Origin of the sequence: Dolichospermum sp. UHCC 0406 (assembly GCF_009712025.1) — a bacterium.
Classification (GTDB): domain Bacteria; phylum Cyanobacteriota; class Cyanobacteriia; order Cyanobacteriales; family Nostocaceae; genus Dolichospermum; species Dolichospermum lemmermannii.
On record NZ_VILA01000014.1, the window covers coordinates 213,550 to 230,872 of the forward strand.

A 17,323-nucleotide genomic window follows, 5' to 3' on the forward strand; every position below is an offset into this window, starting at 1 on the left:
GCGAAACAAAAATCATAAAAAAGAGGAAAAATCATGGAATCTTTAGACATAAAATGGATTCGTTCCCAGTTTCCCGCACTCACACAAACAATCAACGGAAAACCAGCAATTTTCTTTGATGGACCCGGTGGCACACAAGTACCCGGTGGAGTATTAGACGCAATTAGTGATTATTTAGTTAGATCAAATGCCAATGCTCACGGTGCTTTTACTACCAGTATGCGAACCGATGCCTTGATTATTTCTGCCAGGGCAGCGATCGCCGACTTCCTAGGATGCGATAATGATGAAGTAGTATTTGGCGCAAATATGACCACCCTCACCTTCTCCGTGAGTCGCGCTATCGGTAGAGAACTACAACCTGGTGATGAAATAATTGTTACAGACTTAGACCATGCAGCCAACATTTCTCCCTGGTATGCCTTAGAAGAAAAAGGCGTAATTATTCGGACTGTTGATATTAATATCGCCGACTGTACTTTAGATTTAAACGATTTAGAAAAAAAGATAAATTCCCGCACCAAACTAGTAGCAGTAACTTACGCTTCCAACGCCGTTGGCACAATTAATGATATTGCTAAAATAGTCAAACTCGCCCATAAATTCGGGGCTTTAGTATATGTTGATGCCGTTCATTATGCCCCCCATGCACCGATAAATGTTCATCATTTAGACTGTGATTTTCTCGCCTGTTCCGCCTATAAATTCTTTGCCCCCCATTTAGGAATCCTCTACGGAAAAAGAGAACATTTAACCAAATTTTCCCCTTATAAAGTTAAACCCGCATCAGAAGAAGTCCCTTCCAGATGGGAAACAGGAACATTAAATCATGAAGGTTTAGCCGGATTAGTAGCAGCAATTAATTATTTAACAAAATTAGGTTGTCATGTTTCCCCAATCTTAGATAACGAATTACTTTCATCCTTAATAGAAGCCGACAGAGAAGGTTTAACTACCTTCCATTGTCCTCGATTTTTGACTGCACCAGAACAAGAGAATCATGAATTAGTATCAGCTTATCATAGCCGACGAGCCGCATTATTAGTAGCAATGTCAGCCATCCAACAATATGAAAGAGAATTAAGCAAAAAGCTAATTTCCGGATTATTAAAAATCCCCGGTTTAAGCCTTTATGGTATTACCGAACCCAGCCAATTTACATGGCGGACACCAACCGTCTCTATTCGCATAGAAGGAAAAACACCAGAAACAATCGCCAAAATATTAGGAGAACAGGGAATATTTGCTTGGTACGGCAACTTCTATGCAGTTAACCTCACCGAAAAATTAGACGTAGAAACATCAGGTGGCTTATTACGCATAGGACTAGCCCACTACAACACAGCCGCAGAAATTGATCAACTGCTGCAAACCTTAAATGAAATCGTCTAAAACCTTTAAATTACAGCTATCTTCTTCCTTTGCGCCTTTGCTCCTTAGCGCCTACCCTTCGGGATCTCTAAGAGAGATTGCGCGAAACAAAATTGAAAATAGCTGTAAACCCCACTAACCGCAGTCCTCAACCTCACAAACCCGACGAATATTGAGAATATCACTCATTTTCTTAAGTTGCACAAATAAATGTTCCAACTGAGAACAATCGCGGACATCAATACCCAAATTCATCAAAGCGGGTTGTCCCAAAGAAGTTTTCACTTGAGCATGACGGACATTAATCCCCTGGTCACTCAAACGTGACAAAACATCTTTTAATACTCCTACCCTATCCATAGCCTCAATTTGTATATTAATAGGATAAGTATGAGTACGACTGCGGTTTTCCATAGCTAAATTCCAGCGGACTGGGACTAAACGCTCATACTCAACAGGATCTACATTATGACAGCCTTGGCGATGAATAGAAATTCCTCTTAGTCGCGTCACTACACCCACAATCGCTTCCCCAGGAATGGGAGTACAACAGCCAGCGATATGATGAACCAAACCCTCCATACCAATAATTGGGGAATCACTAGCACGGGAACTAGTGGTTAACATATCCCGTGAAGTTTTTGGCGTTGGTTCTTTGGGAATAAATGGAACAACATCACTTACAGGTTGTCTAGCTTTGACAATTTCCCGCCAGCGGTTCAGTGCTAAGTTTGAGGTAATTTCCCCATAACCCAAACCGGCGAGTAAATCTTCCACACTGTGATAATTACATTTTTCCGCCACAGTTTGCATAGCGTCTGATTTGAGCAAATTCTCAAAACCAGTTTTCCCCAATTCCTTCTCTAATAAATCCCGTCCCCTAGCAACATTTTCTTCCCGGCGCGATCGCTTGTACCATTGTTTAATTCTATACTTCGCAGCCGAAGTGCTAACAAAATTTAACCAATCTAAGCTGGGATGACAATTCTTTTGGGTAATAATATCCACAATATCGCCATTATGCAGACGCGTGGATAAAGGAACAATTCGCCCATTGACTCGCGCCCCCGCACAGTGATTTCCGACTTCCGTATGAATCCGATAGGCAAAATCTATACTTGTAGAACCGGGACTTAAAGGAACAACATCCCCCTTTGGGGTGAAGACATAAACGTCATCTTCAAATAGATTGTCTTTAACACTATCTAAGTATTCCTGAGCATCCTTTAAATCACTTTGCCAATCTAGCAACTGCCGTAACCAAGTAAACTTTTCATCAGTGCTGGTCACAGGAGTATTTTCAGAACCCCCAGTTTCCTTATACTTCCAATGGGCAGCAATACCATATTCCGCGATATGGTGCATTTCCAAAGTCCGAATTTGCACTTCCAACGGGCGGCCAGTCAAGCCAATTACTCCGGTATGCAAAGACTGATAATGGTTTGGTTTAGGCAAGCCAATGTAATCTTTAAATCTACCAGGAATGGGACGAAAAGAATCATGAACCACTGCCAAAGCCCGATAACATTCTTCATTGGTTTGAACAATAATTCGCAGTGCTGCCAAATCGTAAATTTCATGAAATTCCTTTTGCTGCCGCTGCATTTTTTGATAAATGCTATAAAGGTGTTTAGGACGACCACTAATTTCCAGACAATTAACACCAGCTTTGAGTAACCGACGGCGCAAAGTATCCGTAGCTTTGAGTAATTTTTCTTCCCGTGCCGTGCGTTTTTCCGCGACACATTGCTGAGTTTCTCGATAAGCTTCTGGTTCTAAATATTTAAATGCTAAATCCTCTAATTCCCATTTAATTTGCCAAATCCCTAAGCGATTCGCCAAAGGTGCGAAAATATCTCGTGTTTCCTGGGCGCTGCGTTGACGACTAGCTTCGGACATATATTGAAGGGTTCGCATATTATGCAAACGGTCTGCCAGTTTTACCACAATTACGCGAATATCTTGCGCCATAGCCAAAAACATTCGCCGGAAATTTTCCGCTTGACTTTCGGTTTTGCTAGTAAAATTTATTTTCGACAGTTTGGTAACACCTTCTACCAATAGCCGCACTTCTGCTCCAAACCGGGCTTCTATATCTTCACTTGTAACTTCTGTATCTTCAACTACATCATGGAGTAATCCGGCTGCTATCATAGCCGGACTACCACCTAATTCACGGAGTATTTCAGCTACAGCAACAGGATGGGCAATATACGGTTCTCCCGACTTCCGAATTTGACCCCCATGCAGTTCATATGCAAACTGAAAAGCCCGACAAATTAAGGCATTACCGTTATACGTTCGGTCTTCTTCCTCTGTAAGTATCGGTGCTGGTGGTGCAATTAAACATTTGTTAAGCCAATCTGGGAGAACAACATCAACAGGGGGTTTGACAGCTACACTACTCATAAAATTAAAAAGGTAATTGGTGGATAGGTTAAGAGAAAAGCAAAATTGACAGCACGCCTATAAAATAGATGCTGGCTTAGAGATGATGCCCTAATTGCTTGTAGTCATCATCCATAGCAGCTTGCCTGCAAAGATCATAAAAAATACCTATTGACGGCAAACCAAGCCTTAAATCTGATTTTAAGGCTTGTAATTTTGATAATAAACAAAAGAAATTTCGGTTGTATGAGAAAATTTTCTTGACATTAATACTATCTTAACTAGCAACAGATGTCTTTTAATTGTGATAAATATCAGGAATTGGCAACATTTCTAGATGAGTTTCGAGCTAATGTAACGGCAGGTAAACTTAATTTACAGAAATTAAAGCAGAATTTAGCCCAGTTGCAGGGATTTTTTATCCAGCAAATTGTCCCGTTGGTTGATGCTAATTCGCGGGAACAATCTTATAAAACGGAAATAAATAAGCAGTTACGACTCTTGGAAGTAGATATGATGTTTCTCCAAGGGGCAAAGCAATTAACAACATTACAATCTAGGTTGAAAAATATTGAAGAACGCATTGATACTTTAATTAGATATTGTCAGGCTATTACCCAGCCAATAGAAGAAAAGGAATAATTTAGCTACAAATATACTGAAATTTGATGAATTTATTTGACACAGAGGCGCAAAAGAAGAGAGGAACAAGAGTTTTTTCAATCTATACGTTTCGCCTATGATTGTGCCAAAATGAATGTAACTGTTGTTTGTTCATCTATAACCGATGACTTGGTAAACAGGGCATAAATTACAGTGTAGTAGTTGTATTTTTTTACAATACATCTCTCTAAAATTAATTCAATCTGTTTATTTTTTAAAAAATATTATGCACATTTCCCGGTTTAAAGTGAAGAATTTTAAGTTATTTCAAGATATTGAAGTAGTGTTTAATCCGACTCTTAATATTTTTACTGGAGTTAATAATTCAGGAAAAACTACACTACTACAAGCGTTATCTTTATGGCATGAATGTTTTACTAAATTAATTAGAAAAGCCCTTAGAGCAACTGGTAATTATAGAAGAAATGACTATATTTTAGGAACTACTCAAGACAAATATTTTGATCAAATTAATAGTGTTTTGAGTCCTAATTTTGAAGATATTTTTTATCAAAGAGATAAAAACAATAAAATTGAATTATCCGCGACACTTGCCAATGATAATGAAGAAATCACAATATGTTTTAAAATTAGTAGTTCAGGACGTAATTATGTAATTGAGTTACTTGATTTTGGCAGTTATGATTTTAATAAATTCAATAATTTTTTCCAAAATTTACCTTCTCCTTTTAGTTTTTACTATACCTCACCTTCTAGTGCAATTCGCCAAATAGAAAGATTCGTAACAATCCCACAAATTCAAGAATCTATCATCAATCGTGATTCATCAAGGGTTATTCGTAATCGGTTATATCAACTTTATAACTCTTCTGATCCTTCTTTGTTTAGCAGTTTTTTAGAGGCTCTATCTTTTATTCTTTACAATCGAAATCGGAGCATGAATATTTCTACAGTTAGCCAAATTCAAAAAGATGTAACAGTTGTATTTAATTTTAAACATAATGAAATAGACATTGAAAAAGATATTGCACTTCTAGGTAGTGGCAGTTTACAAATTATTGAAATTTTGCTAAATCTTTATCATCCTTCTTCCATTCAAAAAGACTTAAATTTGATTCTTTTGGACGAACCTGATAGTCATATTCATAGAGAAATTCAGAGTCGTTTATTAAAAATATTAGTGCAATTCTCTGAAAAAAATCAAATTTTTATCACAACTCATAACGAAGCGTTAATTCGTAGTGCAAATTTATCTAATTTATTCCATCTTGATGGTCAACCTACAGGCATATATAAAACCATAGATAGCAATAATCTGATAGCAGTAAATTCGCGCTTTTCTGGTATTTATCCCTCTCAAGTTAATCCGGTTATTAGTGCATTAGGAATGGTGAGTGGGTTAGATTTTTTAAATGCCATTGAATCAGATACTCTAATCTTTGTTGAAGGTGCAGATGATGCACAAGTAATTGATATCTTACTCAAGCAGAATATTAGTAATAATAAAAAATATGTTTATTGGGTTTTAGGAGGAGTTAGTGAAGTTTCTGAGAGAATTTTACATTACAAAACCGTTTTTTCGGAAGTTAAAAACAATCAAACACTTTGGGAGAAATCTGTATTAATAATAGACAGAGATTTTTTGATTGACACTCATCAATCTGGACTTAATAATGAGTTTCAGAATAGAATTTACTTGAAATCTCATATTTGGTCTGCTTACACATTAGAATCAACTCTCTTTACTGATATACCAAAATTAGCTCGATTGTTAAACAAATGGTTATTAAAAAAAGGTATAAATGTTGATATTAATATTTTGGAAAATGAGTTACAAACTAATTATTTAAATCATGAACTTATTTTAGCAACCCGCTATAATGATCAGAAATATGAGGACTTAGCATTTTGGTATAAAAATCTTCAAATTAAATTAAATACTGTCTTAGACAATAAATATATGAAAGCTAATGACCAACAACTAAATACTAAGGTACGTCAGCACGTTAATAACTGTTTTACAAATAAATATCTTTTTAAATTGATGACAAAAGATGATGTGGAAACTGTTATTTCCGCTACTTTACAGCCTCATGGAATTAGTTTTGATGTAAAAACTGAATTTATTGAATTAATTGAGCAAGTAGATATATCACTTTGGTTTGATGAGTGGAATTTTTTAAATTCAATTTAGGGTTTTAAGTTACTATTTCGTGTATATTTTAGATAGAGGATAGTTATATGTTCACCAGAATACGCCGTCTTTCAAATCAATTTTTTAATAACTCTCGAACAGTCAATAATGAACCACTCAATAAAGTGAGTTTGATTGTCATTATTTTAGTTGATATTTTCATTTTAATTAACGTTTTTACAGGTTTAAATAATATTAGTGAATGGCATCTTAGCCCAACTCAAGCTTATCCATGTTATTCTGAATGGAATAATTATAAAACCCAAACTACCAAAAATAAAGATTATGAATTTTTGAGAAGTTCACTACCTTATGGTAACAATGAGCAAAGAGTTCGGCAAACATATCAAAATGTAGAAATTGGACATTTGGGTAAAGTTTCCGAAATATGTTTGAACTACGGTGAATCTAAAGATAAACTGAATAATCCTCAAAATCAGAAAATTCTCACCACAATAAATCAGACCCAGGATAAAATTAGTCGTCTTGAACAAGCAAATAATACTATTCGTCAACAATATGATTCAAGCTTATTAGAAAAAATTGCTGGTCAGTCTTCAGGTAATTCCATTAATCAGGTTCGCGCAGAAAAAGCTAAACAGGAATTAGCACAAAATAGCGAGAAGATTTCCACATTGAAACAGGAAATTGCTAACCTGCAAAATCAACTGCTGACAAAACCTGAAAGTATTAATTTTCTGTCTTTTCTCAAAGAGGAAACTAAATTTAATCAAGTTGAAAAAGGTTATAAAGACGCATCATTTTGGTATCCCAGCATTCAATTAGTATTTCAGGCTATCTTTTTACTCCCGTTAATTCTCATTGCCTTATTAGTTAATAACTTCAGCCAACGCAGAGGATATGGATTAATAGCATTAATTAGCTGGCATTTATTAGTTATATTTTTAATTCCGTTAATTCTGAAAATATTTGAATTTCTGCAAATTGGTATAATATTTCAATTCTTATTTGATGTTATTAGTTCCCTGTTTGGTGGATTAATCTTCCTAATTAGTTACGCTTATATTTTGCTAATTCCTTTAGTTGGTTTTGGCATGATTAAATTCTTTCAAACCGTTGTATTTAATCCTAAAATTCAAGCAGTTAACAGAATTCAAAAATCACAATGTATTCGGTGTGCTAAAAAAATTCGTCCTCAAGATAGCCACTGTCCCCACTGCGGTTATTATCAATATATTGAATGCCATAACTGTCATAATTTGACTTATAAAGAATTACCTTATTGTCATCATTGTGGTGCTGATCAAAATTCTGATACCGCAGGACAAAATTAACAATTCAAGAAACTTAGCAAAATTAAACTTATCAACATATTTTCACGCCTATTGATTAGATATTATTGAATTATTGACTTTAAATCTAGGCAGACAATTTATGTCATCAATTACCAATGTCACCGAAGCCACATTTAAGCAAGAAGTGTTAGAAAGTCAAACTCCTGTTTTAGTTGATTTTTGGGCCCCTTGGTGTGGTCCTTGTAAAATGCTAACTCCTGTAGTTGAAGAAGTGGCTGCGGAATACGAAGGACAGATAAAAGTAGTAAAACTGAATACTGATCAAAATCCTACCGTTGCTAGTCATTACGGAATTCGCAGTATTCCTACATTGATGGTGTTTAAAGGGGGACGACAAGTCAAAACAGTTGTTGGTGCTGTTCCTAAAACTACATTATCTGCTACCTTAGACAAGTATATTGCTGCAAAATCATAGTTAAAAACACTGGGAATTTCTGTAATAAATCTCCCTACAAAGGATTAAAACTCCGTATTTACCTCCTCCGTGCCTCCGCGCCTCTGCGTGAGAAAAAAAATTAATCAATAACCAACGAACTGCGTACAAAAAAGCGTTACCCTAAGCGGATAGGATAAAACAGAGGAGAATAGCGTGACTGCAAACACCCAAATCCCAGCATTAGACGTACCCAGCGCCATAGTACAACGTCGTTCCATCAAAACCTTCAAACCAGACCCCATCTCCCCAGAATTGCTCAAGCAACTGGTAGAATTAACCGTAGCTGCACCCAGTAGTTTTAACGTCCAATCGTGGAGAATCGTTTTAGTTGAAGACGAAGCTCAAAAAGCAGCGTTATGTGCTGCTTCTTGGAATCAAAAGCAAATTATCCAAGCGCCTGTTACCTTTGTTTTTGCTGCTGACGCTGCTGCGGGAGAAAAAGATATCACACCCATTTTAGAACAAGGTGCAGCCACTGGGGCTTGGAATGAGGGGACAGTTAATTACTTTAGAGGTGCGATTCCGCAATTTCAAGCTAGTTTAGGAGACAAGCGCCGGGAATACGCCATTAAAGATGCCATGATAGCTGCTACAAATTTAGTATTAGCAGCTGAAAGCTTGGGTTTATCCACCTGCTTTATGAATGGTTGGATTGAGGAACAGGTTAAAGCTATAATTGGGGCTGAGAATGATCCTGATATCGCTATTGCTGTTTTAGTACCTGTAGGTTATGCGGCTGAACCCCGGTTAAATCCCGGTCGTTTACCATTGTCGGTTAATGTTTCTGTGGATAGACTCGATAACCCCTATCAAGGTTAATTAGGGATTTGGGGATTTGGTGGGTATGAATGCAGATATCAGGTAAGTGAAATATATTTTTGTTTCGCGCAGAGGCGCTAAGGAGCAAAGACGCAAAGAAAAAATGTTGCACAGAATCATAAAATTCATTAATTCATCCCTCTTTATCTGCGTTTATCTGCGTTTATCTGCGTTCAATTATTCTTAAAATATTATTCTATCCAGCTTCATTTTCATCCTACCTACTATAAAAACTATATATTTCGGTTTTTTAAATCACAAAGTGATAATTTTTTATTGTACATCAATAAACATAAAAATATTTGGTTTTGATTTAAAAATATTGTAATAGAGCCAAGATCAAAATCTGCTTTTGGCTCTCTCGTTAATTCTAGAAGTTCTGCTTTTAGTTTTTTTGACAATTCATAAAAATTTACGTCTAGTAAATTCAACCTCTCACAGTGATTTAGTTTAGCTACATCCATAATTACTGTTGTGACTATGAAGAAATCACTTGACGGTTATACATTGCAGCAAACTCACACCAGATTTATCAAATAACTTTTTGGTATCAGTGAGTGAGTATCTAGCAATTATTTAAGTTTGGCTAAGGAGTAGTAAATCAGTCTAGGAGAATTTAATGCTGGATTTTTTCACTTCATTGAATGAGCATAATTTACCATATCCAGATCCTTTACATCCTATCGTGGTTCACTTTGTAATTGCGATGGTGCTATTTTCTGTTTTTTGTGATTTCGCTGGTTATGTAACTGGTAAAACTACTTTGTTTGAGGTGAGTTGGTGGAATATGTGTATTGCCACTGTAGCTATTTTTGTGGCAATTATTTTTGGTCAATTTGAGGCTGGTTTAGCAAAACCCTACGAACTCGCTAAATCAGTTTTAAATATTCATACTCTCATCGGTTGGTCACTTTCAGGTATTATTGCCACTATTACTGCTTGGCGTTATGTTTTGCGGAGTCGTAATCCGAAAAAACTCCCTTTTCATTATATAGCTGTGGCAGTTTTATTAACAGCCTTGGTTGGTTTTCAAGTATATCTTGGTGATGAACTGGTATGGGTGTATGGCTTACATACCGTACCTGTTGTGGAAGCGGTAAAGGATGGAATCTTGCCATGAACTCAGAATTATTAGACCAAATTAGTCACCAAATGGGTGCAAATGGTTTACCTTATGCCATTCCGATTCATCCTAATTTGGTACACCTCACATTAGGTTTATTCATCATTGCCATTATCTTTGATATTTTAGGTGTGTTCTTCCCTTTGGAAAAATGGCTATTCAATTTTTTGGGAATTAAGGTTGAACGTTCTCAATTATTTGATGTCGGTTGGTACAACATTTTTGCTGCATCTGTGATTACATTTTTCACGGTTGGTGCAGGTTTTTATGAAATGTTATTAGCAGCCCCACCAGCAGATATCAAAAGTCCTTGGGGAATGCTGGCAATGCCCACAATGATGTGGCATGGTGTGGGTGGTGTATTACTATTAGCGATGATGGTTGGCATGACCTTTTGGCGAGGTTGGCAACGTTACGTTATCGGCAAACATGAAGAGAGAGAAGTGCAAATTTCTTATCTGGTTGTCGGTGTAATTATTATGTTGCTGATGTATTTTCATGGAACATTAGGAGCGCACCTGGCAGCAGATTTTGGTGTTCACAATACAGCCGATAAATTACTACGAGCAGGACAAGACATCAATCAAATCTTTGGTAATAGGTAATGGGTAATTGGTGATTGGTAATTGGTAATTGGTAATTGGTGATTGGTGATTGGTGTAAAAATTCTTGTCTAACAATTCACAACTGACCATTAACAAATGACCACTGACCACTAACCACTGACAACTAACAACTGACCATTATGAAAATTCGGCAATTTCTCAACTTTTTGACCATTGTTACTGGGGCAGTTGCGGTAACTCTTACTAGTCTCTGGATTGGTAAACAGGCTTATTCTTGGCTTCCTCCCCAAGGGGCTGCTGAATCTCATCTGATTGATGATTTATTTAGCTTTTTGGTAACATTAGGATCTTTAATTTTCCTGGGAGTAACTGCTACTCTTTTCTATTCTATTTGTTTCCATCGGGCAAAAGCTACAGATTTAGGTGATGGGCCTCACATTGAAGGTAATGTGACTTTAGAAGTAATTTGGACAGCAATCCCAATTATGTTGGTGTTGTGGATTGCGGGTTATAGTTACCAAGTTTACGAAGAAATGGGTATCCAGGGACCATCTCACCAGATCCACTTACATAATCCGATGAAGATGGAAACTGCTGAAGCTGCGCCAGATGAGGCTTCAGAAGCCGCAGTAGCTGAGGATGTAGAACATATTGATGTATCCGCTAAACAGTGGGCTTGGGTGTTTCATTACCCCCAAAGCAATGTTACCAGTACAGAATTGCATTTACCGAGCGATCGCCGTGTCCGTCTAAATCTGCATTCGGAAGATGTACTTCACGGCTTTTTTATCCCCGCTTTCCGCCTCAAACAAGACATTATTCCTGGTAACGACCTCGACTTTGAATTTACTCCCATTCGCCCCGGTGCGTATGATTTAACCGACTCTCAGTATAGCGGTACATACTTTGCCACCATGCGAGCCAAAGTCATTGTGGAATCACCTAGCAACTATCAGCAGTGGTTAAGCAAAGCTGCCAGTCAAACACCCAGCCCAGCCCCTAACCAAGCGGCTTCCGAATATGCCCTCAAAGTAGAAAACGGCATTGATAGCGGTTGGAAAACCGTTGAACCTGCTGCACCACCATTAGTCAATTTCCCAGGTTAACTTCGTTATTTTCATGACCACTGACAACTAACAACTGACAAATGACTAATATCCCCATTCATGTTGCTGGTGAATCACATCACCACGAACCACCCCAAACCTGGAAAACATACTTCAGCTTTAGTACAGATCATAAAGTTATCGGTATTCAATACCTCGTTACTTCCTTTATCTTCTTTCTCGTTGGCGGTATCTTCGCCATGATTCTGCGGGGAGAACTCATTACCCCTGAAGCTGATTTAATTGACCGCACAGTATACAACGGAATGTTCACTATGCACGGAACAGTGATGCTGTTTCTGTGGACATTTCCCTCTCTCGTTGGTATGGCTAATTACCTCGTTCCCTTGATGATTGGGGCGCGAGATATGGCATTCCCCCGCTTGAACGCTGTCGCTTTTTGGATGGTTCCTGTGGTGGGTATTCTCCTCATGTCCAGCTTCTTTGTCCCCGGTGGCCCTGCTCAATCTGGTTGGTGGGCATATCCCCCCGTCAGTACCCAAAACCCCACGGGCAACTTGATTAACGGTCAAGTTCTGTGGTTATTAGCGGTGGCTATTTCCGGTGTCTCTTCCATTATGGGTGCGGTGAATTTTGTCACCACCATTGTGAAAATGCGAGCGCCGGGAATGGGTTTCTTTAGAATGCCTCTCTTTGTTTGGGCAGTATTTAGCGCTCAAATTATCCAATTATTTGGACTGCCAGCTTTAACAGCCGGGGCTGTAATGTTACTTCTTGATATTACAGTGGGAACTGCCTTTTTTGATCCTACTAAAGGCGGAAATCCGGTGATGTTCCAGCATTATTTCTGGTTCTATTCTCACCCTGCGGTATATGTCATCATTTTGCCTATCTTCGGGATTTTCTCGGAAATCTTTCCCGTTTATTCCCGCAAACCTTTATTTGGTTACAAAGTCGTTGCTGTTTCTTCGATGTTAATTGCTGTAGTTAGCGGCATTGTTTGGGTACACCATATGTATGTGAGTGGTACTCCTGGTTGGCTACGGTTGTTTTTCATGGTGACAACCATGTTTGTATCTATTCCCACAGGGATTAAGGTATTTGCTTGGGTGGCAACTATTTGGGGCGGGAAAATTCGCTTAACTACACCAATGTTATTTGCTTTGGGTGGTTTGGTAATGTTTGTATTTGCTGGGATTACAGGAATTATGCTTTCTTCTGTTCCAGTGGATGTTCATGTTAACAATACCTATTTTGTTGTTGGTCATTTCCATTATGTTCTCTATGGAACTGTAACTATGGGAATGTATGCAGCTATCTATCATTGGTTTCCCAAAATGACGGGGAGAATGTTCCACGAAGGTTGGGGCAAAATCCATTTTTGGTTAGCATTTATCGGCACAAATTTGAATTTCTTACCCATGCACCCTTTAGGTTTGCAAGGGATGTTACGCCGTGCTGCTTCCTACGCACCTGAATTAATTGGTTGGAATATTGTTGCTAGTTTGGGTTCTTTTCTGTTAGGAATGTCTACTCTTCCTTTCATCTTCAATATGTTGATTTCTTGGATGGATGGAGAAAAAGCTTCTGCTAATCCTTGGAGAGCAATTGGTTTGGAATGGACTGTTTCTTCTCCTCCTCCTGTTGAGAATTTTGAAGAAATTCCGATTGTTACTTGTGAGCCTTATGGTTATGGTAAGTCTGAATTAATGGCATCTTCTGAACATGAGTAATGGGTAATATAGCGATTCTATTTGATGTGTAAATTTGATTTTTTAACGAACCGCAGAGACGCAGAGGGCGCAGAGGAAGAGAAGGAAGAGAATTTTTTACGTCTTATTTAGAATCGCTATAGTTTTTCTCGTTACTTTTTTCTTAATTACTAGTTTCCTGGTTTTGGAGTTTTTTAACAATGGATAGTTCTGTTTCTCCTGATGATTTAGATCATGTTAGTCATGAGCATGGACATGATGAAGAAGGCAGTAAAATGTTTGGTTTTATTGTTTTTCTGTTATCGGAAAGTGTTATTTTCTTAAGTTTCTTTGCTGGCTATATTATCTACAAAACTTCTGCTGTTAATTGGTTGCCACCTGGTGTTTCTGGTTTGGAAGTAAAAGAACCTAGCATTAATACTGTGGTTTTGGTTGCTAGTAGTTTTGTGATTTTCTTTGCAGAAAAAGCCCTAGAAAGACATGATTTAAAGACTTATCGGCTGTTGTTGTTTTTAACAATGGCTATGGGTGGTTATTTCCTTTTTGGACAAGCTGTGGAATGGAGTCAATTAGAATTTGGCTTTACTTCTGGTACGTTTGGAGGAATGTTTTATCTATTAACTGGTTTTCACGGTTTGCACGTTTTTACGGGTATTCTGTTACAGTTAATTGTCTTGTTGCGTTCTTTCATTCCTGGTAATTTTGATAGCGGCCATTTTGGCATAAATGCCACTTCTTTGTTTTGGCACTTTGTTGATGTTATCTGGATTGTTTTATTTCTACTTATCTACGTTTGGCAGTAAGGATATTTTATTTTTCTGGTATAATACTCAGGGTGGGTTTTACTCACCCTTTTTCAATATCGTTGTTTAACTTGTAGCTTGAAATTCGGCTAATAGATCAATTACTTAATTAAAGCTAAAATCATGAATTTTACAATCAAAAACTCTTTAATTAGCGTTACAGGTAGTTACATAACTACAGATGTGCAGATTATAGATGGTAAAATCGCCGCGATTGCCCCTAATTTAGAGATAATTGGCACGGTAATTAATGGGGAAAATAAACTTTTATTACCTGGGTTTTTCAATGCCCATACCCATTCTTCAGAAATGTGGCAACGAGGAGTAATTCCACCTTTACCGTTAGAATTATGGTTAGCACATCTCTATGATTTTACTCCTTTAGATACAGAACAAGTTTATCTCAGTGCCTTGGGAACAGCAGTAGAAACTTTACTTTCTGGGGGGACAAGCGTTGTTGATCATTTAGTATTAATTCCTGGACAAGAATTAGAAACTATTGCCACAGTAGTTCGGGCTTATCAAAGAGTAGGAATTCGCGCTTTTATTGCTCCTTTAATTCAAGATGAATCTTTGAGTGCGGGCATACCAAATGGAGAATCGCAACCAGATCATGAACTTTATTTTCGTTCTACTGGGGAAACTTTAGCCATTATTGAAGCGGCAGTTAAGCAATTTCATCAACCGGAAAAAGGAATTAATATTTTAGTTGCACCCACGGGAATTCAGTTATGCAGCGATGATTTATTCAGAGGATGTATTGAATTAAGTAATAAGTACAATCTTTGTCGTCATGCCCATTTATTAGAAACAAAAGCTCAAGAGAAACTTGCTGAAGAAAAATATGGTTGTACTGCGGTAAAACATTTACAGAAACTTGGTTTTTTGAACAGTTGTACAACTTTAGCACATTGTGTTTGGTTGAATGAATCTGATATTAATATTCTCGCTCAAACAAAATCTACAGTCGTTCATAATCCTTTGAGTAACCTCCGTTTAGGCAGTGGTATAGCCCCAATTATTAAATATATGCAAGCTGGAGTAAATGTGACTTTTGGTTGTGATGGGGCTTCTAGTAATGACTCTCAAGACTTGTTAGAAGCAATTAAAATTGGTTCGATTTTACATAATATTACAGAACCAGATTATCAACATTGGATTACCCCACTCCAAGCCGTAGAAATGGCATCTTTAGGAGGTGCAAAAGGGTTAAATGTAGAAAATTTACTTGGTTCTATTACTGTTGGTAAACAAGCTGATTTAGTTTTATATGATCTCAATAATTTATCATTACTTCCCTGTACAGATCCCATTGGTTTATTAGTTTTAGGTCGCCCTGTCAATGTTGTGCATAGTGCTTGGGTAAATGGTAAGCAAATTATTAATAATGGCAAAGTTACCACAATCAATGTTGATGAATTGCAACAAGAATTGTTGAATCGTAGTCACTGGGAAACACCATCTCAATCAACAAATGTCGTTAAATTAGCTCCTCATTATCGGCAAGTAATGGGACTAGATTAAGTAAGTTTATGTAGGTTGGTTTGTTCGCGTTAGCGTTGCGGAGCAATCGGAACAAAAACCAACATTTACCGATATTTGTTGGGTTTAACTTCGGTTTACCCAACCTACAATTTTCTCAACTAAGCCGCATTATATTATATACTATATTGATCATAATAATAAATTAGAAAAACAATAATGATCAATAATCAACCTATTTGCATTTCCCTATTCACAGGTGCTTATGGCTTAGATTTAGGACTAGAACAAGCAGGATTTCATACTGTTAGTGTAGTTGAAAAAGATAAAGATGCAGTCAAAACAATTGCTCTGAATAGACCTTATCTCCAAGAAAGTGCTATTCCCAGAGAATTAGAAAAAGTTACTTCCCAAGAATTACTAGAAGAAGGAGGAAGAGTTTTAAATTTAGGTCGTGCTTTACTTCCAGGAGAAATAGATTTAGTCACGGGTGGTCCCCCTTGTCAGCCATTTAGTACCGCAGGAAAACGGGGTTCAGTTATGGACCCACGCGGAAGTTTATTTATGGATTTTATCCGCATTGTCAAAGAAGTCCAACCCCGATTTTTCTTAATGGAAAATGTTAGAGGTTTACTTTCTGCTTTTTTGCGTCATCGTCCTATTAATCAAAGAGGAAAAGATTATCCAGCTTTAGGACTTGATGAAATGAATGGTGCAGCTTTAAAAGTAGTTTTAGCAGAAATGAAAGAATTAGGCTACAACGTAGTTTACAACCTTTTAGAAGCAGCAGATTATGGTGTTCCTCAAAATAGATACCGTGTAGTTTTTATTGGTTCTAGAGATGGTGAAACTGCTACATTTCCTCTCGCTAAATATAGTAAAGATGGTAAAATTTTACCAAAATGGAGAACTTTGAAAGATGCGTTAACAGATTTTGTGGATATTCAACCAGAATTTATTAGTTATTCAGAAAATCGGCTCAAGTTTTTAAGATTATTAGCAGCAGGACAAAATTGGAAAAATTTACCAGAAGAATTACAACCAGAAGCAATGGGAGGTGCTTATAATTCTGGTGGGGGAAAAGTTGGTTTTTACAGAAGATTATCTTGGGATAAACCTTCACCAACAATCACAACCAGTCCCCAACAAAAAGCTACAGATATGTGTCACCCTGTAGAATTACGTCCTTTAACTGTGCGCGAGTCTGCCAAAATTCAAACTTTTCCTGATGATTGGATTTTTCATGGTTCGATAAGTTCTAAATATAAACAAATTGGTAATGCAGTTCCGGTGTTACTTGCGAAAGAACTTGGTGAATATCTGATTAATTCAATGCAGGGAAATCAACCAAAAGGGAAAGAAGTTACTGAACACATTTCGCTATTTTCTTGATATAATGTCAACATTTCTGATATAATATAA

At 37.2% G+C, this 17,323-nt stretch carries 15 protein-coding genes; 13 read left to right on the forward strand and 2 right to left on the reverse strand.

Annotation, left to right across the window (positions count from 1 at the left end; genetic code table 11):
- Positions 1-33: 33 nt before the first annotated feature.
- Positions 34-1,392 carry a cysteine desulfurase-like protein gene (locus FJR09_RS12045; RefSeq protein WP_015083644.1) on the forward strand — a complete coding sequence of 453 codons (1,359 nt, stop codon included), beginning with the start codon at positions 34-36 and terminating at the stop codon, positions 1,390-1,392.
- A gap of 114 nt (positions 1,393-1,506) precedes the next feature.
- On the opposite strand, the gene FJR09_RS12050 is transcribed toward FJR09_RS12045, so the two are convergent.
- Complete coding sequence (locus FJR09_RS12050; protein ID WP_015083643.1) at positions 1,507-3,780, reverse strand: bifunctional (p)ppGpp synthetase/guanosine-3',5'-bis(diphosphate) 3'-pyrophosphohydrolase; 2,274 nt, start codon at positions 3,778-3,780, stop codon at positions 1,507-1,509.
- A 270-nt stretch (positions 3,781-4,050) separates the two neighbouring features.
- Here FJR09_RS12050 and patD point away from each other — a divergent pair, with 270 nt between their 5' ends.
- The 5 genes from patD (at position 4,051) to FJR09_RS12075 (ending at position 9,148) form a co-directional block, all read left to right on the forward strand.
- Entirely contained in the window at positions 4,051-4,401 is a 351-nt protein-coding gene (gene patD, locus FJR09_RS12055) for a heterocyst frequency control protein PatD (RefSeq protein WP_015083642.1), read from the forward strand.
- Between the two features lie 247 nt (positions 4,402-4,648).
- Complete coding sequence (locus FJR09_RS12060; protein ID WP_015083641.1) at positions 4,649-6,577, forward strand: ATP-dependent endonuclease; 1,929 nt, start codon at positions 4,649-4,651, stop codon at positions 6,575-6,577.
- A 47-nt stretch (positions 6,578-6,624) separates the two neighbouring features.
- On the forward strand, positions 6,625-7,872 hold the full coding sequence (locus FJR09_RS12065) for a zinc ribbon domain-containing protein (RefSeq protein WP_015083640.1): 1,248 nt from the start codon (positions 6,625-6,627) through the stop codon (positions 7,870-7,872).
- Between the two features lie 100 nt (positions 7,873-7,972).
- Positions 7,973-8,308: a thioredoxin gene (trxA, locus tag FJR09_RS12070; protein WP_015083639.1), complete on the forward strand. Its 336-nt coding sequence runs from the start codon at positions 7,973-7,975 to the stop codon at positions 8,306-8,308.
- Between the two features lie 174 nt (positions 8,309-8,482).
- The gene (locus FJR09_RS12075; protein WP_015083638.1) at positions 8,483-9,148 is read left to right on the forward strand and encodes a nitroreductase family protein; all 666 of its coding nucleotides are present in this window, start codon (positions 8,483-8,485) and stop codon (positions 9,146-9,148) included.
- 233 nt (positions 9,149-9,381) lie between these two features.
- Here FJR09_RS12075 and FJR09_RS12080 read toward each other — a convergent pair whose 3' ends face one another.
- Positions 9,382-9,612 (reverse strand): hypothetical protein, encoded by a 231-nt coding sequence (locus FJR09_RS12080; protein ID WP_041458608.1) that lies wholly within the window; start codon positions 9,610-9,612, stop codon positions 9,382-9,384.
- Positions 9,613-9,767: 155 nt separating this feature from the next.
- On the opposite strand from FJR09_RS12080, the gene FJR09_RS12085 reads away from it, so the two are divergent.
- The 7 genes from FJR09_RS12085 to FJR09_RS12115 all read left to right on the forward strand — a co-directional run bounded on the left by FJR09_RS12085 (position 9,768) and on the right by FJR09_RS12115 (position 17,293).
- Positions 9,768-10,268 carry a DUF2231 domain-containing protein gene (locus FJR09_RS12085; RefSeq protein ID WP_015083637.1) on the forward strand — a complete coding sequence of 167 codons (501 nt, stop codon included), beginning with the start codon at positions 9,768-9,770 and terminating at the stop codon, positions 10,266-10,268.
- Positions 10,265-10,876: a DUF2231 domain-containing protein gene (locus tag FJR09_RS12090; RefSeq protein ID WP_015083636.1), complete on the forward strand. Its 612-nt coding sequence runs from the start codon at positions 10,265-10,267 to the stop codon at positions 10,874-10,876. Before FJR09_RS12085 ends, FJR09_RS12090 begins: the two co-directional genes overlap by 4 nt.
- A gap of 140 nt (positions 10,877-11,016) precedes the next feature.
- On the forward strand, positions 11,017-11,943 hold the full coding sequence (locus FJR09_RS12095) for a cytochrome c oxidase subunit II (protein ID WP_015083635.1): 927 nt from the start codon (positions 11,017-11,019) through the stop codon (positions 11,941-11,943).
- Between the two features lie 41 nt (positions 11,944-11,984).
- Positions 11,985-13,637, forward strand: coding sequence for a cytochrome c oxidase subunit I (gene ctaD / locus FJR09_RS12100; RefSeq protein WP_015083634.1), 1,653 nt, complete (start codon positions 11,985-11,987; stop codon positions 13,635-13,637).
- Positions 13,638-13,816: 179 nt separating this feature from the next.
- On the forward strand, positions 13,817-14,419 hold the full coding sequence (locus FJR09_RS12105) for a heme-copper oxidase subunit III (protein ID WP_015083633.1): 603 nt from the start codon (positions 13,817-13,819) through the stop codon (positions 14,417-14,419).
- 123 nt (positions 14,420-14,542) lie between these two features.
- Complete coding sequence (locus tag FJR09_RS12110) at positions 14,543-15,943, forward strand: amidohydrolase (RefSeq protein WP_015083632.1); 1,401 nt, start codon at positions 14,543-14,545, stop codon at positions 15,941-15,943.
- A gap of 177 nt (positions 15,944-16,120) precedes the next feature.
- A complete protein-coding gene (locus FJR09_RS12115; RefSeq protein WP_015083631.1) occupies positions 16,121-17,293 on the forward strand; it encodes a DNA cytosine methyltransferase in 1,173 nt (390 codons plus the stop codon).
- Positions 17,294-17,323: the final 30 nt, after the last annotated feature.